Origin of the sequence: Lentzea aerocolonigenes (assembly GCF_000955955.1) — a bacterium.
Lineage (GTDB): Bacteria > Actinomycetota > Actinomycetes > Mycobacteriales > Pseudonocardiaceae > Lentzea > Lentzea aerocolonigenes_A.
In genome coordinates this window covers 103,142-121,696 of the sequence record NZ_JYJG01000007.1, presented here as the reverse complement: position 1 = coordinate 121,696, position 18,555 = coordinate 103,142, and the positions used below count along the sequence as shown (strand labels likewise).

Here is an 18,555-nt window from a genome sequence, read left to right as displayed (position 1 = left end):
GGGTTTTACGTCCTACCTCTCAACGAACCTGGACGCCTGCCGGTTCCGGTGGCGGTTTCCGGCGCGGCCTCGGCGGCCGGGTCGAGCGGAGGTGGCGGCGGCACCTTCTCGACCCACGTGGCCAGCACGTCGCGTTCGTGGACCAGTTCGGCCACGGCTCCGTCGCCTTCGATCGAGCCCGTTCCCGGATAGCCGAACTCCGGGGCCCAGTGCAGGGCGTCGAACGGGCAGACCTCGACGCAGATGCCGCAGTAGAGACATTGGCCGTAGTCGATCGCGAACCGGTCGAGCACGTTGCGGCTGCGCGGGCGGGCTGAGCCGGGCTGCTGCTCGACCTCGGTGTGGGACGTGATGTGGATGCACCAGTCGGGGCACTCGCGCGCGCAGATCATGCAGACCGTGCAGTTGGCGTCCAACAGCGCGATGACGCCCCTCGTGCGCGGAGGAAGGTCGGTCACTGGGTCTCCTCCTCGCGGCGCGGGCCCCAGGACGGGTCCGGCACTCCCGGTGGTGCGGTGCGGCGGCGGCTCGGGGCGCTCGTGTTGTCCTCGCCCGGCTCCAGGCGGCCCGGCCACGGGCGGACGACCCTGGCGGCCAGCACGAAGTCCTTGCGCAGCGGGTGGCCCTGGAAGCTGTCGGGCAGGAGCAGGTGCTCAGGCTCGCTACCGACCGTGATGCCGAACATCTCGGCGGCCTCGCGTTCGTGCCACTGCGCGCCCTTCCAGAGGTGGGCGACACTCGGCAACTGGCTGGTCTCGTCGAGCTCGGTCCGCAGCATCACGCCTTCGCGCGTCTGCGGGTTGATGACGTGCAGGAACACCGCGTGACGGAGGTTCGCGGCTCCTGGCCTGCCCGCGTCCTCGACACCGAGCCAGTCGAACATGACATAGCCGGCTGCGTGGTGGTCCGCGGCCGTCGCGAGCCAGTCGGCGAGCTCGACGTGGTGGACGGTCTGACCGAAGGCGGTCTTCGGGGTGGTCATGCGTTCACCAGCCCGTGGAGTGCCTTGAGGCCTTCGAGCAGTGCTTCAGGACGCGGCGGACAGCCGGGGACGGCGACGTGGACCGGCAGAGCCTGGTCGATGCCCTTGGTGACGCTGTAGGAGTCCCAGTACGGGCCGCCGGTGTTGCTGCAGGCGCCCACGGAGATCACGTAGCGCGGTTCGGGCATGGCCTCGAAACTGCGGATCACAGCAGGCAACATGGCGTCCGTGACGGTGCCGGAGACGACGAGAACGTGTGCCTCGCCCGCGCCGGCGACCGGCGTGACGCCGAGGTCGGGAAGGCGGTCGAGAGCTGCCATCACTTCGACTCCGCAGCAGGCGAGCCCGAGTTCGAGGACGGTGACCCGGTAGGTGGTGCCCCAGTTGAGGACAACATCGTCCGGGCGAGCGGAAACTGTCACAACCAGCGAGGGTAATACTTGGGGGCCCACCAGCTTGCGCCTGGCGGACCCCCACCCCCCAATGATTCCCCCCGGAATCGGCTCCCACGCGTGGTCGCCGGAGATAGCTTTGTACACCGCGCGATAAGAGTCCAGAGATTTGCGAACAGGATCTGCAGATCATTTCCCTGCGAAATGCGGTCAAGTTCAGTTCAACTGATCGGTAGAACATCAGAGAGGGTTCCGATGTCCGGCTCGTCCCAGTTGGTGCTCCCGACCAGCACCTCCCTGCACCGCCTGCTGAACATGCCCGGCGCTCTACTGGATACCACGATGGACCAGCTCAGGACGTTGTTGACGGTTCACGAAACCCGTTCGGCACTGCGGGCGGCAAGGGCGTTGGGGCGCGAGCAGTCGAGCGTGCAGAAGCAGCTGGACACGTTGAACCGGAACTTCCAGGAACTGTGCGGCGAGCAGCTGGTGGTGAAGCAGGGGCGCGGAAAAGACGTGCTGTTCACGCCTACCGGTGAGTCGCTCGTCGAATTGGCGCGGGAGACGCTCGCGGAGTGGCTCGACGGAATTCACGAGTGCCGCCGCAAGCTCGGCACGACCGTCACCGTCGGCACCACGCGATACATGCTCGACACGCTCGCGAAGGCGTGGCACCACGTCGCCGAGGAGTTCCGCGAGCGCGACGTGGACCTCAAGGTCGTGCACATCCGCACCAAGGACATCTGGACCAAGCTGGAGACGCAGGAGGTCGACGTCGTGTGCGGCAGCGTCGTGACGCGGGCCGGCGCGGGGTGGGAGCGGCCGGAGTTCGACGTGATCGAGTGGCGGCGCGGCGGGCTCGCGCTGCTGACGAACCTGCCTGGGACGGTTGTCGGCGAGCGCGTGCGGGTACCTCAGCTGCGGTCGATCCCGTTGGTGGTGCCGGGGGCGGGGTTGATCGCGGAGTTCCTGCGGGGCTGGTTCGGGCCGGACTACCGCCAGGGGCTCGACATCGCGGCCGAGATCGACGAGATCCAGTACGGCATCTCGCTGCTGCGCTCGAACCTCGTCCAGGGAGCCATGATCGTGACGTCTGGTTTGGGCGTGGTGGCGTCGAACAACGAGCTCCGGGAGGGCGGGGGCCTCCGCGTCGTCGAGCTCTCAGATGACTCGCTGGAGCGACTTGTGGGCGTCTTCGCCCGAACGGACGAGCTGTCGAAGCATCCGGCGGATCACCCGCTGAACCTGCTGTGGTCGGCCTTCAAAGCAGAAGCGCCCCGGCCGTAGCCGAGGCGCTCTGGTTCTTTCTGCCTACTTCTTCGCGGGTGTCATGGCGTCGTGCTCAGGCTTCCGTTGCTCGACTTTGGGGCGTTGCTGGGCCTTGGCCATCTTGGCCAGCCAGCTCGTCGCCTCCGAGCGGACCTTCGCCAGCTCGTCGTCACGTGCCTGTTGCTCGTTCATCGGCCACTCCCTGCGTTCGGGAAATCGCTTCGATGGGAGCACTACCGGGCGTGCGCCCGCTAGGGCCGCCATACTTGTGGGTGAACCTGATTGACAGCATCGCCCGCCGATGGGTTTGACGCACCCCGACACGGCGTGATTGGCGTCTTTAGTACCCCCGGTACCCGCCACCCAGGCCGATGCTGACCAGACCGGGGTGGTTGTGGAAGCCGCCGTAGCGCGCGTACGTGTAGCGGACGCCGGCGATGATGTTGTCGACCGGCGCGAGGATGTTGTCGTAGCCGGGCAGCTTGTACGCGCGGAAGGTCGGGTCGATGCACTGCATCAGGCCCTTGGACGGCGTGCCGCGCATCGCGTTGGAGTCCCAGTTGTTGACGGCGTTGGGGTTGCCGTTCGACTCCTTCATGATGATCGTGTAGATCTCGTCGACGCTGCTGTTGTCGATGTTGGTGCCGTTGGCCTGCAGGACCTTGATGGCTTCCTTGATCCAGCCCTCGACCTCGCGCTGCTTGGCAGGCTTGCGCATCTCGATCTGACGCTCGGCCTCGGCCTTCGCGGCGGCCTCGCGCTGGGCGTGCGCGTCCGCGGCGACCTTGGTGGCCTGCTCGAACGTCTGCTGCGCGTACATCTGCTGGAACTGCAGCAGGCGGCCGACCTGGGTGCCGGGGTTCACGTCGTGCACCGTCTGGATGTTCTTGGCCTGCTGGTCGGGGAGAGCGCCCAGCTCGGCCGCACCCGCGGCGAGTTCCGTGGAGGAGCCGCTGGTCGCGGCGTTGGCGATGGCGGCGGTGCCGGCGGCGACACCCGCGGCGACGACGATGGCGCTCACGCGGTGGGCGAGCGGGACCTTGTCGTCCTCGGCGCGATGCGCGCCGGCTTTCGGTTCTGCGTTGGGCACGACCGTGTACACGGTTCGGCCGGCGGCCTTGCTGTGCCGGGCCAAGGGGGAGCCTCCTGCGTCGGGGAGCTTGGCCACCGGGCAAACCTCGGCGGGGGATTCCGGGCCGGACTTTGGACCCTGGTGCTTGCGGTTCCTGTGTCCTGCCGGTGACCAAACCGTTATCGGCGGGCGAGAACGTAACCTCGCGTCACGAGCGCAGGCAAGCTTGAGCGCCCGTTGGGTGACTCTCGTCACGTTTCCGATGAGTTGGGCTACACGCTGCTGACAGACAGTCAGCTCGCCGCTTGCATCCTGCTTAAGTTCATCGTTGCCTCCTGACGAACTGGCGGAGCTGTCTGTTAGTTCGGTGTGAGCCCGGCTCTCGTTATGGGTTACGTCCACGACCACGCGATCGAGTGATGCCGTCACGCTTCGTAGCTGGTTTTCGCCGTGCGACGCTGACCTGCGCGTTCTTGATCGCTGGACAGCGTTTTCTGCAGTCTGATGAGGGGTACGGAGGGCGGGGCTCCGCGGTTCACGGCACGATGAATCTCATGGGGGACCACGATCGTGAGGCAGCCCGTCGAGCCGTGCGCGAGGCACGCCTGGAGGCCCAGCGGCCTTGGTGGCAGAAGCGCGTCACGGGATGGCTCTTCTCGCTGCCGTCCCGCTTCTGGCGCTCGCTGAGGTGGTGGGGTGCGGAGCTGGGCGAGGTGCTGGTGTGGTGGATCGCCCTGGCTCTGTTGTTCGGCGTCGGCCTGCTCGGGTGGTGGGCCTGGCGGACCGTGTTCTAGCGCTTCCTGCGCTGTTCGAGGGCCTTGAGCACCCAGTCAGGGCTGTCGCCGGGGCTGTCGTTGAACGCGATCGCGGCGTCCGGCTGGTGCCAGTGGACGAGGTTGACGACCGTCTGGAAGAGCTCGAGCAGGCCTGGGCCCTTGCGGATGCCGCCGCCTACCAGGACGGCGTCGTACTGCTTGCCTGCGAGCTTTTCGGTCAGCTTGGCCTCTGCGGGGCCGCCCAGCTCGGTGAAGTCGACGAGGAACAGGTCCTCGGTGAGGCCGAGCTCGGCGAAGAGCTTGCTGCCTCGCTCGATGCCCGCGGCCACCGGGGCAGGGTCGAAGCCGGGGATGGTGTGGGGGTCGAAGCCGATCACAAGGATGGTGGGCACTCCCCCGAGATTAGGCTCCCGGCGCCGTTGACGAGGGCCATGTTCGATCAGGCGGCTGATACCCGCGGTGGGCGCTGGTGCTTCAGGGCCCCAGGAGCGGCTGGCCGTACGACACGAGTGCCAGCGCCGCGAGCAGTGCGACGCCCGCCGTGACGCCTGCGACCTTCCCCACCGTTCCGAGCTCCCACTTCCCGGTCCAGGCCGCCACGCCGAACCCCATGAACCCCAGCGCGGCCACCACGGCCACGACGGTGATGGTCGGCGACTCCGACCATCCCCATTTCAGCAGGAGCCACCCGCCGAACCCGATCGCCACCAGAACGAGCATCGCCGCGAGCTCGACGAAACATCCGGCCACGTGCTTCATGAGGCCCTCCCCCAAGTCAAGGCTTCTCTTACACGCGCACGGCGGCCGATTCGTTGCACGGAGAAGATGACCTCGTGGTGGGAGCTCTCGGCGGCCGATCGTGTTGAGCGATGTCCGTGCCACCCTGAGCGGAATGGGGAATCCGCAGGCCAGGCCACCGTTGCAACTGCCAGCGATGCTGCAAGCGTTACGTGATCACCAGGTCGACTGGGTTCTGAGCGGCTCGTTGGTCATGGCGATCTACGGAGCGGACGTGACGCCGAACGACCTCGACGTCGTGCCCTCGCCAGATCCACCGAACCTCCGGCGACTGGCCGGCCTCTTGAAGGATCTCGAGGCCATCCCTGCGCACGATCCGACCTGGAAGACGGGATTGAGCCCGCAACAGTGCCGTGACTGGAGCCCTGAGCCTCCGACGCTCGAGCACTTTGATCATCTGTTCGTCACGCGACTGGGCATGCTCGACGTCCCGCCCAGTCTGACCGGGACGTACGCGGAACTGCGATCTGGTGCCGTCCTGCTGGAGCTGGCGGACGTGCCGGTGTGGGTGTGCGCCCCGGAAGAGGTGTTGCGGCGGATTCCCGTTCCTCCCAGGGCCAAGGACCTGGAACGAGCTGACACGTACGCCGCGGTGCGGGAACGGCTGCGCGTCGATCGGCACCCGCACGGTGCGTCCAGGTGGGAGAGCAATGAGAACAGCTCCAGCAGCTGGCCGGATCAGGCCAGGTGAGAGCAGCTTTGTCACCCAAGAGAGGAAATCTATGGTGGCGGAGGTAGACATCCTCGCTCAGGGATGTGTACAGTTCTCCTCGTTGGCCGAGAGATAACATCGCACGGGAGATGACGAACTACCCGTGAGCAAGACGGTCAGGTGTGCCGGAGCCCTGTAGTTGAAGGCTCCAGGCAGGTGACCAAGGGCAGCCGGTGAGCAGTAACGCAGTACGCAAGAAGAACGGAACCGGCGGCCGCACGATCAGCAAGTGCAAGAAGCAGTTCGCAGTTGAAGCAAGTGCAAGACGCAGTTCGCAGTTGAAGCAAGTGCAAGACGCAGTTCGCAGTTGAAGCAAGTGCAAGACGCAGTTCGCAGTTGAAGCAAGTGCAAGACGCAGTTCGCAGTTGAAGTACGAGTTGCAAGGGCAGTCGGCGAGATGAGTCCGGCATGTGCATGAGGTCCGGCGCCGACAGCCACGTGAGAGAAGGAAAGTCAGTACTCAGAGGAGAAGGGAAGGGTTGCACCCCATCGGATCGCCCGCCTTCGGCTGAACTCTGCCGAACGGGTACCGCGGTTCCATCAGATTGGAAGGTGGTCTTCGGTTACGCACACGCGATCCCCGCAGCGCCCACTCGAGACAACGGGCATGCGGACAGAGGAAGCCGATCTCACGGTCGGCTAGGTGGAAGTGAAACCCAACAACCCTGGGGCCCCGGCGCTACTGCGCCGGGGCCCCTCGTGATGCGGAGGCGCGATGACCCCAGATACAAGCAAACCTGCGGACAACGAACCGCAGACCACAGCCGAGAAGTTCGACGACGAGCACTACCCCGCCTACTCGATGGGCCGGGCCGCGGAACTGCTCAACACCTCGGCGAACTTCTTGCGCAGCCTGGACGAGGCGAAGCTCATCGAGCCACAGCGCTCGGCCGGCGGCCACCGCCGGTACAGCCGCTACCAGCTGCGCCTGGCCGCCCGTGTCCGGGCACTGGTGGACGAGGGCACGGGATTGGATGCGGCATGCCGCATCGTCACGCTGGAAGACCAGCTTCAGGAAGCTCAGGCGCTCAACGCCAAGCTCACACCGCCATCGACGCCCGACGAGCCGTATCCGCCGCTGCAGAGCGTATGACTGATCTGCGCTGGTGAAGGTCTGTTGCAAGCCTCCGCCCAGCGCAGATCAAAGGACTGGTTGAGGCTGAGCTGTCTGCGAGGTCAGGCGGCCTCCAGGACGAAGAACACGAAGCTCAGGAAGGCCCCGGACGGGAATTTCGCCATCTCGTCGGGGAAGAGTTCATGCGCCTCCGGCGCCGGAGGCGGCTCGCTGATGACGGCCGTGCGGAAACCCGCTGAGGTGAAGGCGTCGGTCATCGCGTGCAGCGGCCGATGCCAGTAGGTGAGCACGGCCTTCTGGCCGTTGAAGTCGTACTCGTCGGTCCACTTGGTGGTCGCGAAGTAGTCGGTCTCGCGATGCAAGATCTTGAGCATGATCGGGTGGTTGACGACCACGATCAGCCGGCCACCGGGCTTCAGCACCCGCCGCAACTCGGCCAGCGGTGCGGCCCAGTCCTCCAGGTAGTGCAGGACCAGGGCTGCGACGCAGTCGTCGAACGCGCCATCGGGATACGGCAGCGGCTGGCTGATGTCGGCGACCCGCAGGTCCGTGTCGTCGCCGAGGCGCTGCCGGGCCAGCTCGACCATTTTCGCGCTGCGGTCGAAGCCGGCCACGATGGCGCCCTTGTCGCGCAGCGCCTCGGACACGGGGCCGGAACCGCACCCGGCGTCCAGAATCCGCCGACCGGTCACATCTCCGGCCAGGTCCACGATCGCGGGCCGGGTGTAGTAGGCGTTGAGGAGGCTGGTGTCGTTCACGGCCTGGTACGCCTCGGCGAAGAGGTCGTAGTCGTTTTCCACGGCCACGTCGGTGGAACTCCTGGGATCGGCGGGCATGTTTCCCATACTGCCGAGCGATCGATCAGGACCGCCAGGAGATCGCCAGGACCATCGGCCGGGGCGCCGCCGACGGGCGCGTCTTCCCCCGAAAACAGATCTGCGCTGGTGAAGGCCTGTTTGAGGTCTCCAACCAGCGCAGATCAAAGGACTGCGTGGGCGAGGTCTAGCCGCGCAGTTCCATCGTGCAGCACTTCGGGCCGCCACCCGACTTGCGCAGTTCCGAGATGTCGACGAACACCGGCTCGAAGCCGCGGCGAGCGACCTGCTCCGCCAAGTTCACCGCCTCCACCGGCATGACGACGTGCTTGCCGTCGGAGACCGCGTTCAGGCCCAGGCAGACCGCGTCGTCGTCGTTGGCGATCACGGCGTCCGGGAACAGGCGGCGCAGGACCTGTTGCGAGCCCGGCGAGAAGGCTTCCGGGTAGTAGGCGACCAGCGGAGAAGAAGACTGGTCGTCGAGCATGAACAGGGCGACGTCCAGATGGTAGAAGCGCGGGTCCACCAGTTGCAGCGACACCACGGGCACGCCGAGGACCTCCTGGGCCTCGGAGTGGGCGTGGGGGTCCGTGCGGAAGCCCGTGCCGGCCAACAACAAGGAGCCGGTCCAGGTGAAGTCGCCTTCGGCCTCGTTCACGGCGGTCGGCATGACGACGGACTTGTAGCCAGCGCCCAGAAACCAGCGGCGGAAGTGGTCGGCCTCGGCCGAACGCTGCTCGGCTCGGAAGCGCGAGCCGAGGACTCGGCCGTCGATGACCGTGCCGCTGTTGGCCGAGAAGACCATGTCCGGGAGGCCGGGCACGGGTTCGATCACCTGGACGTCGTGGCCCAGGCGTTCGTAGGTCTCCTTCAGAGCGGTCCACTGCTCCACTGCCAGCGAGGTGCTGGTGGGCTGAGTGGGATCCATCCACGGGTTGATGGCGTACTCCACCGTGAAGTACGTCGGCGGGCACATGAGGTACCGACGGGTTGTCGGCATGCGCGTCGGCGCGAGGGGTGCGGCGATGTCGAGCGTGATCGGCTCGCCGGGCCCGGAGATGGATACGGTCATGGATCGAAATGTAAAGGGCGGTGAGACCATCGATCAACGCCGCGACATTGCGTTAACTAGGGCAGAATGTTGCGTGTGGACAGCATCGACCAGCGAATCATTTCGTGCCTCATGGCCAACGCCCGATCGAGCTACGCGGAGATCGGCAAGGAGGTCGGGTTGAGCGCGCCCGCGGTGAAGCGGCGGGTGGACAAACTGCTGGACACCGGGGTCCTGCGGGGGTTCACGGCGGTGGTGGATCCGGAGGCGCTCGGATGGGGTACCGAGGCGTTCGTGGAGGTGCACTGCAAGGGCAACGTGGCGCCGCACGACATCCAGCACCGGCTGGAGCCGATGGCCGAGGTCAGCGCGGCTTACACGGTGTCGGGGGCGGCGGACGCGATCGTGCATCTGCGGGCCGCGGACATCCACCACCTGGAGACCGCGCTGGAGCGGCTGCGGGCCGTCGAGATCATCGACCGGACCGTGTCGACCGTGGTGCTGTCCCGGCTCCTGGACCGGCCGCTCGCACCCTAGAGTCCGCTGCATGGCTGAGGTTCTGCTGGAGCACAACGATTCCATCGCCGTGATCACGATCAACGATCCGGAGAGGCGCAACGCCCTGACGATCGACCTGTCGCAGCAACTCGAAGACAAGGTCAAGCAGGCAGAACAAGAGGCCAACGCGCTGATCATCACGGGTGCGCCGCCGGGGTTCTGCGCGGGCGCGGACCTCACTCAGCTCGGCAGCTCCAAGGACGAAGGCCTCAGGAACATCTACCGCGGGTTCCTCGCCGTGGCCAACGCCACCATTCCCACCATCGCGGCCGTCAACGGTGCCGCGGTGGGCGCCGGGCTGAACCTCGCGCTCGCCGCAGATGTCCGGATCGCCGGGCCGAAAGCGCGGTTCGACGCGCGGTTCCTCCAGCTCGGAATCCACCCCGGCGGCGGCATGACGTGGATGTTGCAGAAGATCACCAACGCCCAGACCGCGACGGCCATGACGCTCTTCGGACAGATCTTGGACGCCGACCAGGCAGTCGCCTGCAACCTGGCCTACGCGAAGGCCGAAGACCCACTCGCAGTAGCAAAAGAGCTGGCCAAAGCGGCTGCCGAGGCGCCAGGAGCACTCGTGCGGACCATCAAGGCGACCATGCGCAAGACCGATGCAATGCACGACCACGCGGACGCCGTTGAGACCGAGCTGCGACCACAGGTCGCTTCGATCGACACTCCAGAGTTCGCTGCGAGGCTTGCCGCGATGAAGGCTCGGATCAGCGGACGTTAGGTGTTACCTTGGGTAACAGGTATCGAGGGTGACGTGTGCCGCATTCGGGTATCCGCTGGTAGTGCTGTGCTTACCGTCTAGTTAAGAACCCGGTACGGCAGATGGGACAGTTTGTCTCGCCTAGTGGTACGCGGCCCGTCTGGCGGGCGGTCGTGGCGACTACCCTCGTGGTGGGGCACAGCCACCCTTGGAGAGAGGTATCGGCGTAGGAATGAGCACTGAGACCCGCAAGCTGGATCGCGTTGTGATCCGCTTCGCCGGCGACTCCGGTGACGGCATGCAGCTCACCGGAGACCGGTTCACGTCGGAAGCGGCGGCGTTCGGCAACGACCTCGCCACGCAGCCCAACTTCCCCGCCGAGATCCGCGCACCACAGGGCACCCTGCCGGGCGTTTCGTCGTTCCAGCTCCACTTCGCCGACTACGACATCCTGACGCCCGGTGACCGCCCGGACGTGCTCGTGGCGATGAACCCGGCCGCCCTCAAGGCGAACGTCGTCGACCTGCCTGACGGCGGCATCCTCATCGTCAACACCGACGAGTTCACCAAGCGGAACCTGACGAAGGTCGGGTACGACTCGAACCCGCTCGAGGACGACTCGCTCGAGAAGTTCCAGGTGCACAAGGTCGCCATGGCGACGATGACCATCGGTGCGCTGGAGGAGACCGGGCTCGGCAAGAAGGACGCCGAGCGCGCGAAGAACATGTTCGCGCTGGGTCTTCTCTCGTGGATGTACCACCGGCCGACCGAGGGCACGGAACGGTTCCTGCGCGAGAAGTTCTCCAAGAAGCCCGACATCGCCGAGGCCAACGTGCTGGCGTTCCGCGCCGGCTACTACTACGGCGAGACCACGGAAGCCTTCGCGGTCACGTACGAGGTCGCGCCCGCGAAGCTGAACGTCGGCACCTACCGCCAGATCACCGGCAACACGGCGACGGCGTACGGCATCGTCGCGGCCGCGCAGCGCTCGAAGCTGCCCGTCGTGCTCGGCACGTACCCGATCACGCCGGCGTCGGACATCCTGCACGAGCTCAGCAAGCACAAGAACTTCGACATCACCACGGTGCAGGCCGAGGACGAGATCGCGGGCATCGGCATCGCCCTCGGTGCGTCCTACGGCGGCGCGCTCGGCGTGACGTCGACGTCCGGTCCAGGCATCGCGCTGAAGTCCGAGACCATCGGCCTCGCGGTGATGACCGAGCTGCCGCTGCTGGTGATCGACGTGCAGCGCGGTGGCCCGTCCACCGGTCTGCCGACGAAGACCGAGCAGGCCGACCTGCTGCAGGCGATGTTCGGCCGCAACGGCGAGTCGCCGGTGCCGATCGTCGCGCCGCAGTCGCCGTCCGACTGCTTCGACGCCGTGCTCGACGCGTGCCGGATCGCGCTCAAGTACCGCACGCCCGTGCTGTTCCTCTCCGACGGCGCGGTCGCGAACGGTTCCGAGCCGTGGCTGATCCCGGACGTCGACTCGCTGCCGGATCTCGGTGTCGAGTTCGCGACGGACCCGGAGAACTTCCAGCCGTACTCGCGCGACCCCGAGACGCTGGCCCGTCCGTGGGCGGTGCCCGGTACTCCTGGCCTGCAGCACCGCATCGGCGGTCTGGAGAAGCAGGACATCACCGGCAACATCTCCTACGACCCGGAGAACCACGACCGGATGGTCCGCCTGCGCCAGGCGAAGATCGACGGCATCGAGGTCCCGGACGTCGAGGTCGACGACCCGAGCGGCGAGGCGAAGGTCCTGGTCGTGGGCTGGGGCTCGTCCTACGGTCCGATCGGCGCGGCCGCTCGCCGCGTCCGCAAGCTCGGCCTGCCGGTCGCGCACGCGCACCTGCGGCACCTCAACCCGTTCCCCAAGAACCTGGGTGAAGTGCTGCGCAGGTACGACAAGGTGATCGTGCCGGAAATGAACCTGGGTCAGCTGGCGTTGCTGTTGAGGGCGAAGTATCTGGTGGACGCGATGTCGTACACCAAGGTGCAGGGCCTTCCGTTCAAGGCGGAAGAACTGCAGGACGTGCTCGCTGACGTGATCAAGGGGGTGTCGGCGTGACTGCGATCGACCTCGGAATCCCGGGATTGACGGGAGTTCCCACCACCGACGAGAAGCAGACGGCCAGGGACTACAAGTCGGACCAGGAGGTCCGCTGGTGCCCCGGCTGCGGCGACTACATCGTGCTCAACACCATGCAGTCGTTCCTGCCGTCGCTCGGCCTGAAGCGCGAGAACATCGTGTTCGTCTCGGGCATCGGGTGTTCGTCCCGCTTCCCGTACTACATGAACACCTACGGCATGCACTCCATCCACGGCCGTGCGCCGGCCATCGCCACGGGTCTCGCCGTGTCGCGGCCGGACCTGAGCGTGTGGGTGGTGACCGGTGACGGCGATGCGCTGTCCATCGGCGGCAACCACCTGATCCACACGTTGCGGCGCAACGTGAACCTCAAGATCCTGCTGTTCAACAACCGGATCTACGGCCTCACCAAGGGCCAGTACTCGCCGACCTCCGAGGAAGGCAAGGTCACCAAGTCAACGCCCGTCGGCTCGCTGGACCACCCGTTCAACCCGGTGTCGCTGGCGCTGGGTGCGGAGGCCTCGTTCGTGGGCCGGGCGCTCGACTCGGACAAGGCGGGTCTGACCTCGGTGCTGCGCCAGGCGGCCGAGCACCGCGGTTCGGCGCTCGTCGAGATCTACCAGAACTGCCCGATCTTCAACGACGGCGCGTTCGACGTGCTGAAGGACGCGGACGAGGCACAGCGGCGGATCATCAACGTCGTCGACGGCGAGCCGATCCGCTTCGGTCGTGAGGGCGAGTACTGCGTGACCCGCGAGGGCTTCGGGCTCGCGGTTGCGAAGTCCGCGGACGTGGACGCGAGCGACATCGTCATCCACGACGCGTCGGACCTGAACCTGTCGTTCGCGCTCTCGCGGCTGTCGACGCAGGACCTCTCGCACACCGTCACGGGTGTGTTCCGGCGTGCGGACCGGCCGACGTACGACGACAGCGCGCGGGCGCAGGTCAACGAGGCCAAGGCCTCCAAGGCCGCGGACCTCGGCAAGCTGTTGCACGGCAAGGACACCTGGACCGTGGTCGGCTAGTACCAAGAACATCCGAGAGGCCCGCCAGCGCAAAGCTGGCGGGCCTTTCGCATCAACGCTGGTGCGAGCGGCGGTCGTACGAGACCGCGTAGATCGTGCTGCGAGCGGCGAGAACCGGGTCGTCCGAAGGCTCGATGCCGTCGACCAGCGAGGTCGGGTCGAACACCTGCGACTGCCAGTGCTCCTGGTCCGGCGACTCCTTGGTGATCTCGATCCGGCCGACGTCGACCGTGCGCCGGTCAGCCGGCCACGCCACCGTCGAGTCGTGCGTCGGGTCGCCCGGCTCGCCGAACTGCACTCGCAGCACGAAGGAAACCGGCAGCCGGTCGCGCAGTTCCTCGGTCAGGTGGTGCGGGGTCCACGACTCCGAGTCGGAAGCATCGACGATGCCCGCCTCCGGGACCCACGAGTAGCGCACGGGACGCACGACACCGTCAGCGTCGCGCCACAGGAACGCGTGGATCGCCCAGTACTGCGTCGTGGCGTACGAAACGGGGATCGCGATCGTCTTGGCCGCCACCAGCGCCGGGCCGACGGTCGGGTGCGCACCGACGAACGACTTGATGTGCGGCACGGACGGGTCCTGGGCGTCGGTGTCCGCCTTGGCGGCCTTGATGAACTCCACGAACTCCTCGGGCGTGGCCGCGACGAACCGCTCCACGCTCACCATCACCAGGTCGGTGTTGGTGCCGTCGGTGAGGTGGAACTTGGTCGCGAAGCCGCGCACCGCCCGGTCGCTGTCGGCGGCGTGCGGGTTGGCGTCGGTGTGCGAGAACCGGACGGTGGCGCGCACCGGTTCGCCCTGCAGGTGCGGGGCCGTGGTGAACGGCGCCGCGGCACCGTTCGGCGTGAAGACGGCTTCGTAGACGAAGCCGCGGGCGTGGGCGCGGCGGAAACCGTGATGGGTGCCCTTCAGATCTTCGATCGAGTCCACAATGGTCGATGAGATCTGCGATTTGGCCAGTTCGGAGGACATGCGTCGACGCTATCGACGCAGGTCAGACCCGGCCAAAAACGCGTTCCAATTGGGCGCGGTTCCCGGTATTCCCGGTCACGGTGCCGGTCGGAACCCGGCCTTCTCGGCGTCGGCCTCGGTGCGGAACCAGACATCGGCGCGGGTTTCGCCGAAATTGGCCGAACCCTCCGTGTAGTAACGACGGCCGGTCAGCGTGGCCTTCACCGAGAAGTCCGCGGCGGGCGCGTGACCGTCCGACTTGGGCAGCACCGAACCGGGACCGAACGGGGACCGCGGGTTGAAGCCCTCAGGTTGCTGGAACCGCGACGATCCCGGAGCAACGGCGCCGTTGGGACGACCACCCGTCGAGGGCGAAAATCCGACCGGACGCGGGCGGGACGGCAGAGCTGCCGCCGGCGCGGGCTGCGGGACAGGTTCCGGCTTCGGCTGCTCGAAGGCCGCGAACGCGGAGAAGCTCTGCTGACGCTGCTGCGTGGTGCGGCGGGCCTCACGGATCGGCAGCCCCGCCTCGGTGGTGCGCTGCGGCAGGTCGACGGCGAACGGTTCGGGTTCCGGCTCGGGCTCCGGCGGCGCGGCGAGCAAGGGCTCGTCGCTCGGCACGAACGTCGGCACGAACGGCTGCTCGTCGTGCGTCGGCTCGGGGAGCTGCCGGGTCTGCCCCAGCGCGGGGAGCGGCTCGTCGGCGTCCAGCAGCGGCTCGAAGAGAGAGCGCGGGCGGTCGGCGACGGGCTCGGGCCTCGCCGGGACCTCCGGCGCCTCCACGGCGTGGTTGAACGCGCCGGCGACGGCACGGGGCTGGCGACCGGTGGTCTCCAGCTCCGTCTCCGGCGGAGCACCGAACGCCGAGAACGGCGCGGGCGCCGGGGCACCGGGTGTGCTGAAGGGCGCGACGTAGCCGACCGGCTGCCGGTACTCGGCGGGTTCCTCGGGCTCGACGTGGGCGACGGGCTCGGGCTCGAAGGCCTCAGGCTCGACGACCTCGGGCTCGTACACCTCAGGTTCGTACGCCTCAGGCTCGAAGGCCTCGGGCTCGAGCGGCTCACGGCGGGCGTGCGCCGGCTCGGACTCGGGCTCCGGCTCGGTGAAGCCCTGCTCCTCGGCCAGTGTCGTCTCGAACACGCCGTTGCGGACGTGCGGAGCGCCCAGGTCGGCAGGTTCGATCGGTGCGATCGCCTCGACCATGGTCTGCTCGGCGGGCGACTCCGGCTCGGCGAACCCGTCCAGCTGACCGGAGATCTCGTCGCGCAGGCCGGGGTACTCGCCGGTGAGGTCGTTGGCTGGCCAGGAGCTCTGCTCGACCGCGATGAACGTCGTCTGCTCGGACTGGGTGAACTCGGAGCGCTCGGAGTCGGCGTGAGCGGGCTCGTCCTCCTGCTCGGCGGCCTCGTCGAGGAACGCCTCCTGCTCCTGCTGTGCCCACACCTCACGCGGCTGGTAGATGAAGTCGTCGACGTGCTCGTCGACCTCGGCGGGCGCGGTCGGCTCGTGGACGGGCGGCGCGACCTCGGCGACCGGCTCCACCACGGCGGGCAGAACGCCCGTCTGCTCGGCCGGGAGCTCGGGCTCGTCGTCGAAGTCGGCGGCCTCCAGACCGGACTGCGACAGGACCGTCGTCATCTCGGCCGGGGTCTGCTCGTCCTCCGGGGAAAGCCGCTCGAACAGGGACCGCGGGCGGTCGTCCTCGGCCAGTGCGCGCTGCTCGGCCAGCTGCTCCTCGAACCGGCGCTGCGCCTCGTCCGCCTCCATGTACTGGCGGACCGGCGTGACCGGCTCCTGCACGACGACGGGCTCTTCGTCGAGCGGCTCGGGCTCGGGCTCCGGTTCCTCGGCCACGAACGGCGCCGGGGCGGGAACGGGCTCACCGAAGTAGGCAGGCGGCTCCACGTACGGCCCGGGAGCAGGCGCGGGTGCGGGCACCGGTGAGGGGAACGGCGCGGGCGTCGGCGGGCTCAGCACCTCGGCGCTCAGCGACCGCGGCGGGGCGTCGTCCCACTCGTCGACCTCGAAGTCGTCGTCGCGGCTCACCGACTCGATGGGCGGTGCGGAGCGGCGTGCGTCGAGAAGTTGATCTTCGAGGTCGGCGACCTGCTTGCGTGCGGGTCGGACCATCACCAGCCACGTGAGCGCTACTCCCGCGACGAACGACAGCAGACTCCACAGCCAGACCTGCCCGAAGACATTCACGGGTAAGCCCCTTCTACGACCACACTCGGTCCCTACTCACTCGGAAGGGTGAGCATGGCCAAACTACAGTGCCTTTGATGATGCTCCGTCACTACGCCGTTCGGCGCAAATATCCGGAGGAAACGCCAGCGTAGAGTGGCATTTTGTGCCGCAGCTGACGACTTCTTCCCTCACTTCGCCAGAAGTTCACACCCAGGGGCGAGGCGTCACCTACGGCGTACTCGCATACGTCCTCTGGGGCCTGTTCCCGGCGTACTGGCCACTCCTCGTGCCCGCCCAGCCGGTCGAGGTGCTCGCGCACCGGATCGTCTGGTCGTTCGTGACGCTCGCCATCGCCGTCGTGCTCCTCCGGCGGTGGCGTCCTTTCCTTGAGTTATCAGGAAAAGGCTGGCTCATCGTTACCGCAGCCGCCGTGTTGATCACGGTGAACTGGGGCACCTACATCTACGCGGTCAACAGCAAGCACGTCGTCGAAGCCGCGCTCGGCTACTTCATCAACCCGTTGGTGAGCGTGGCACTCGGCATGATCTTCCTCAAGGAACGATTGCGTCTCGTTCAGGCGGTCGCGTTCGCCGTCGTCGTCGTGGCTGTGATCGTGCTCACCGTCGACTACGGACGGCTGCCGGTGATCTCGCTCATCCTGGCGTTCTCGTTCGGCACCTACGGGCTGCTGAAGAAGAAAGTCCCGCTCGACGCCATCTCCAGCCTCGCCGCGGAGAGCGCCGTCATCGCGCCGATCGCGTTCGTCTACCTGCTCGTGCTCGGCAGCGCGAACACCTTCACCACCGAAGGCAGTGGCCACGCGCTGCTGCTCCTCAGCACCGGCATCGTCACCGCGATCCCGCTGGTGCTGTTCGGTGCGGGAGCGCGGCTGGTCCCGCTGACCACCATGGGGATGCTGCAGTACCTGGCGCCGGTGCTGCAGTTCGCGTGGGGCGTCTTCGTCGTGCACGAACCCATGCCGCGCAGCCGGTGGATCGGGTTCGGACTCGTCTGGGTGGCGTTGGCGATCTTCACGTTCGACGCGGTGAAGAACCGACGCAAGCAACTGCTCGCGCCGGTCGAGTAGAACCGTCAGTGGGAGCGGGCCACCACGTAGGTGGCGAGCTCTTCGAGAGCGTCACGGGCGGCGCACGGCGGCAGCTTGTTCAGCTCCGTGCGGGCCCGGTCGGCGTAGTCGTCGAGCGTCTCGCGTGCGCGGTCCATGCCCGATGACTTGCGCAGCAACGCGAGCGCTTCGTCGACCAGGGCATCATCGCTGATCGGACCGGCCAGCAGTTCGGCGAGCCGCGCCTCGGACGGGTCCGCGAGCGCGTAGAGCATCGGCAGCGTCTTCACGCCCTCGCGCAGGTCGGTGCCCGGCGTCTTACCGGACTCGACCGACGGCGAGGCGATGTCGATCACGTCGTCCGAGATCTGGAACGCCGCACCGATCACCTCGGCGTACCGGCGCAGTGCGTCGGTCTGCTCCTCGGTGGCGTCGGAGAACATGCCGCCGAACCGCGCCGCGGTGGCGATCAGCACGCCCGTCTTCTCCTCGATCACCTTGAGGTAGTGGGAGATCGGGTCCTCGCCGGGCTGTGGGCCGACGGTCTCGCGCATCTGACCGGTCACCAGGACCGAGAAGGTCTCCGCGATGATCCGCGCCGCGTCCGTGCCCAGGTCGGCCGTCAGGCGGGAGGCGTGGGCGAAGAGGAAGTCGCCCGTCAGGATCGCGATGCTGTTGTCCCACTTGGCGTTCGCGGAGACCGCGCCGCGCCGCATGGTCGCCTCGTCCATGACGTCGTCGTGGTAGAGCGTGGCGAGGTGTGTGAGCTCGACCACAGCGGCGGCCTTGATGACCTTCTCGCGGTCCCAGTCCGCTCCGAACTGGGAGGCGAGCAGTGTGAAGAGCGGGCGGATCCGCTTTCCGCCCGCCTCCACAAGGTGAAGCGAGGTTTCCGTCACCGGGTGGAACTCGCTCTGCACGACGTCGTGCAGGATGCGCTCCACCTCGGCCAGGCCGACCTGGACTACCTCGGTGAGCACGGGGTCCACCAACGCGAACCCCGGTCCCTCATGCTCGCTAC

20 protein-coding genes and 1 pseudogene are annotated in these 18,555 nt (G+C 67.3%); 9 read left to right on the top strand and 12 right to left on the bottom strand.

Annotated features, from left to right (window positions below; all coding sequences use genetic code 11):
* Window positions 1-5: 5 nt before the first annotated feature.
* Genes UK23_RS02805 through UK23_RS02795 form a run of 3 tightly spaced genes read right to left on the bottom strand, consistent with a single transcriptional unit; the run spans window position 6 to window position 1,404 of the window.
* Window positions 6-458 (bottom strand): 4Fe-4S binding protein, encoded by a 453-nt coding sequence (locus tag UK23_RS02805; RefSeq protein WP_045309741.1) that lies wholly within the window; start codon window positions 456-458, stop codon window positions 6-8.
* Window positions 455-982 carry an NADH-quinone oxidoreductase subunit C gene (locus UK23_RS02800; RefSeq protein ID WP_045309740.1) on the bottom strand — a complete coding sequence of 176 codons (528 nt, stop codon included), beginning with the start codon at window positions 980-982 and terminating at the stop codon, window positions 455-457. The genes UK23_RS02805 and UK23_RS02800 overlap by 4 nt, the downstream gene beginning before the upstream one ends.
* Window positions 979-1,404: an NADH-quinone oxidoreductase subunit B gene (locus UK23_RS02795; RefSeq protein ID WP_052684311.1), complete on the bottom strand. Its 426-nt coding sequence runs from the start codon at window positions 1,402-1,404 to the stop codon at window positions 979-981. The genes UK23_RS02800 and UK23_RS02795 overlap by 4 nt, the downstream gene beginning before the upstream one ends.
* A 225-nt stretch (window positions 1,405-1,629) precedes the next feature.
* On the opposite strand from UK23_RS02795, the gene UK23_RS02790 reads away from it, so the two are divergent.
* Window positions 1,630-2,661 (top strand): LysR family transcriptional regulator, encoded by a 1,032-nt coding sequence (locus UK23_RS02790; protein WP_045309739.1) that lies wholly within the window; start codon window positions 1,630-1,632, stop codon window positions 2,659-2,661.
* Window positions 2,662-2,685: 24 nt separating this feature from the next.
* Here UK23_RS02790 and UK23_RS51220 read toward each other — a convergent pair whose 3' ends face one another.
* Together UK23_RS51220 and UK23_RS54915 are read right to left on the bottom strand one after the other, a co-directional pair.
* Entirely contained in the window at window positions 2,686-2,835 is a 150-nt protein-coding gene (locus tag UK23_RS51220) for a hypothetical protein (RefSeq protein WP_156212688.1), read from the bottom strand.
* Between the two features lie 148 nt (window positions 2,836-2,983).
* Window positions 2,984-3,334, bottom strand: a pseudogene (locus UK23_RS54915) (transglycosylase SLT domain-containing protein); the annotation flags it as partial.
* 935 nt (window positions 3,335-4,269) lie between these two features.
* Here UK23_RS54915 and UK23_RS02780 point away from each other — a divergent pair.
* The gene (locus UK23_RS02780) at window positions 4,270-4,509 is read left to right on the top strand and encodes a hypothetical protein (protein WP_045309737.1); all 240 of its coding nucleotides are present in this window, start codon (window positions 4,270-4,272) and stop codon (window positions 4,507-4,509) included.
* On the opposite strand, the gene UK23_RS02775 is transcribed toward UK23_RS02780, so the two are convergent.
* Both UK23_RS02775 and UK23_RS02770 read right to left on the bottom strand, forming a co-directional pair.
* Window positions 4,506-4,883, bottom strand: a complete 378-nt coding sequence (locus tag UK23_RS02775) for a hypothetical protein (RefSeq protein WP_045309736.1) — start codon at window positions 4,881-4,883, stop codon at window positions 4,506-4,508. The two genes, UK23_RS02780 and UK23_RS02775, sit on opposite strands and share 4 nt — an antisense overlap.
* A gap of 82 nt (window positions 4,884-4,965) precedes the next feature.
* Window positions 4,966-5,250: a hypothetical protein gene (locus UK23_RS02770; protein ID WP_045309735.1), complete on the bottom strand. Its 285-nt coding sequence runs from the start codon at window positions 5,248-5,250 to the stop codon at window positions 4,966-4,968.
* A 175-nt stretch (window positions 5,251-5,425) separates the two neighbouring features.
* Here UK23_RS02770 and UK23_RS02765 point away from each other — a divergent pair, with 175 nt between their 5' ends.
* Both UK23_RS02765 and UK23_RS02760 read left to right on the top strand, forming a co-directional pair.
* Window positions 5,426-5,980, top strand: a complete 555-nt coding sequence (locus tag UK23_RS02765) for a hypothetical protein (RefSeq protein WP_045309734.1) — start codon at window positions 5,426-5,428, stop codon at window positions 5,978-5,980.
* A 736-nt stretch (window positions 5,981-6,716) separates the two neighbouring features.
* Entirely contained in the window at window positions 6,717-7,094 is a 378-nt protein-coding gene (locus tag UK23_RS02760) for a MerR family transcriptional regulator (RefSeq protein ID WP_045309733.1), read from the top strand.
* Between the two features lie 83 nt (window positions 7,095-7,177).
* On the opposite strand, the gene UK23_RS02755 is transcribed toward UK23_RS02760, so the two are convergent.
* Window positions 7,178-7,912, bottom strand: a complete 735-nt coding sequence (locus tag UK23_RS02755) for a class I SAM-dependent methyltransferase (protein ID WP_045309792.1) — start codon at window positions 7,910-7,912, stop codon at window positions 7,178-7,180.
* A 166-nt stretch (window positions 7,913-8,078) separates the two neighbouring features.
* Complete coding sequence (ddaH, locus tag UK23_RS02750) at window positions 8,079-8,891, bottom strand: dimethylargininase (RefSeq protein ID WP_045309791.1); 813 nt, start codon at window positions 8,889-8,891, stop codon at window positions 8,079-8,081.
* Between the two features lie 147 nt (window positions 8,892-9,038).
* Between ddaH and UK23_RS02745 the strand changes: the two genes are divergently transcribed.
* The 4 genes from UK23_RS02745 (at window position 9,039) to UK23_RS02730 (ending at window position 13,326) form a co-directional block, all read left to right on the top strand.
* Complete coding sequence (locus UK23_RS02745; protein WP_035913697.1) at window positions 9,039-9,479, top strand: Lrp/AsnC family transcriptional regulator; 441 nt, start codon at window positions 9,039-9,041, stop codon at window positions 9,477-9,479.
* A gap of 10 nt (window positions 9,480-9,489) precedes the next feature.
* Window positions 9,490-10,230 (top strand): enoyl-CoA hydratase, encoded by a 741-nt coding sequence (locus UK23_RS02740; protein ID WP_045309732.1) that lies wholly within the window; start codon window positions 9,490-9,492, stop codon window positions 10,228-10,230.
* A 211-nt stretch (window positions 10,231-10,441) separates the two neighbouring features.
* Window positions 10,442-12,280, top strand: coding sequence for a 2-oxoacid:acceptor oxidoreductase subunit alpha (locus UK23_RS02735; protein WP_045309731.1), 1,839 nt, complete (start codon window positions 10,442-10,444; stop codon window positions 12,278-12,280).
* On the top strand, window positions 12,277-13,326 hold the full coding sequence (locus UK23_RS02730; RefSeq protein ID WP_045309730.1) for a 2-oxoacid:ferredoxin oxidoreductase subunit beta: 1,050 nt from the start codon (window positions 12,277-12,279) through the stop codon (window positions 13,324-13,326). Before UK23_RS02735 ends, UK23_RS02730 begins: the two co-directional genes overlap by 4 nt.
* 52 nt (window positions 13,327-13,378) lie before the next feature.
* On the opposite strand, the gene UK23_RS02725 is transcribed toward UK23_RS02730, so the two are convergent.
* Together UK23_RS02725 and UK23_RS02720 are read right to left on the bottom strand one after the other, a co-directional pair.
* Window positions 13,379-14,302, bottom strand: coding sequence for a catalase family peroxidase (locus UK23_RS02725; RefSeq protein ID WP_045309729.1), 924 nt, complete (start codon window positions 14,300-14,302; stop codon window positions 13,379-13,381).
* A gap of 75 nt (window positions 14,303-14,377) precedes the next feature.
* Window positions 14,378-16,486 (bottom strand): hypothetical protein, encoded by a 2,109-nt coding sequence (locus tag UK23_RS02720; protein ID WP_045309728.1) that lies wholly within the window; start codon window positions 16,484-16,486, stop codon window positions 14,378-14,380.
* Between the two features lie 145 nt (window positions 16,487-16,631).
* On the opposite strand from UK23_RS02720, the gene rarD reads away from it, so the two are divergent.
* On the top strand, window positions 16,632-17,555 hold the full coding sequence (rarD, locus tag UK23_RS02715) for an EamA family transporter RarD (protein WP_052684310.1): 924 nt from the start codon (window positions 16,632-16,634) through the stop codon (window positions 17,553-17,555).
* Between the two features lie 5 nt (window positions 17,556-17,560).
* Here the strand turns inward: rarD and UK23_RS02710 are convergent, their stop codons facing one another.
* Window positions 17,561-18,526: a polyprenyl synthetase family protein gene (locus UK23_RS02710; RefSeq protein ID WP_045309727.1), complete on the bottom strand. Its 966-nt coding sequence runs from the start codon at window positions 18,524-18,526 to the stop codon at window positions 17,561-17,563.
* Between the last annotated feature and the right edge of the window lie 29 nt (window positions 18,527-18,555).

Coding starts and splice junctions, on each gene's coding strand:
- UK23_RS02800 (WP_045309740.1), bottom strand. CDS start 982: ATGACCACCCCGAAGACCGCCTTCGGTCAGACCGTCCACCACGTCGAG.
- UK23_RS02790 (WP_045309739.1), top strand. CDS start 1,630: ATGTCCGGCTCGTCCCAGTTGGTGCTCCCGACCAGCACCTCCCTGCAC.
- UK23_RS51220 (WP_156212688.1), bottom strand. CDS start 2,835: ATGAACGAGCAACAGGCACGTGACGACGAGCTGGCGAAGGTCCGCTCG.
- UK23_RS02780 (WP_045309737.1), top strand. CDS start 4,270: ATGGGGGACCACGATCGTGAGGCAGCCCGTCGAGCCGTGCGCGAGGCA.
- UK23_RS02770 (WP_045309735.1), bottom strand. CDS start 5,250: ATGAAGCACGTGGCCGGATGTTTCGTCGAGCTCGCGGCGATGCTCGTT.
- UK23_RS02765 (WP_045309734.1), top strand. CDS start 5,426: ATGCTGCAAGCGTTACGTGATCACCAGGTCGACTGGGTTCTGAGCGGC.
- UK23_RS02760 (WP_045309733.1), top strand. CDS start 6,717: ATGACCCCAGATACAAGCAAACCTGCGGACAACGAACCGCAGACCACA.
- UK23_RS02755 (WP_045309792.1), bottom strand. CDS start 7,912: ATGCCCGCCGATCCCAGGAGTTCCACCGACGTGGCCGTGGAAAACGAC.
- ddaH (WP_045309791.1), bottom strand. CDS start 8,891: ATGCCGACAACCCGTCGGTACCTCATGTGCCCGCCGACGTACTTCACG.
- UK23_RS02740 (WP_045309732.1), top strand. CDS start 9,490: ATGGCTGAGGTTCTGCTGGAGCACAACGATTCCATCGCCGTGATCACG.
- UK23_RS02735 (WP_045309731.1), top strand. CDS start 10,442: ATGAGCACTGAGACCCGCAAGCTGGATCGCGTTGTGATCCGCTTCGCC.
- UK23_RS02725 (WP_045309729.1), bottom strand. CDS start 14,302: ATGTCCTCCGAACTGGCCAAATCGCAGATCTCATCGACCATTGTGGAC.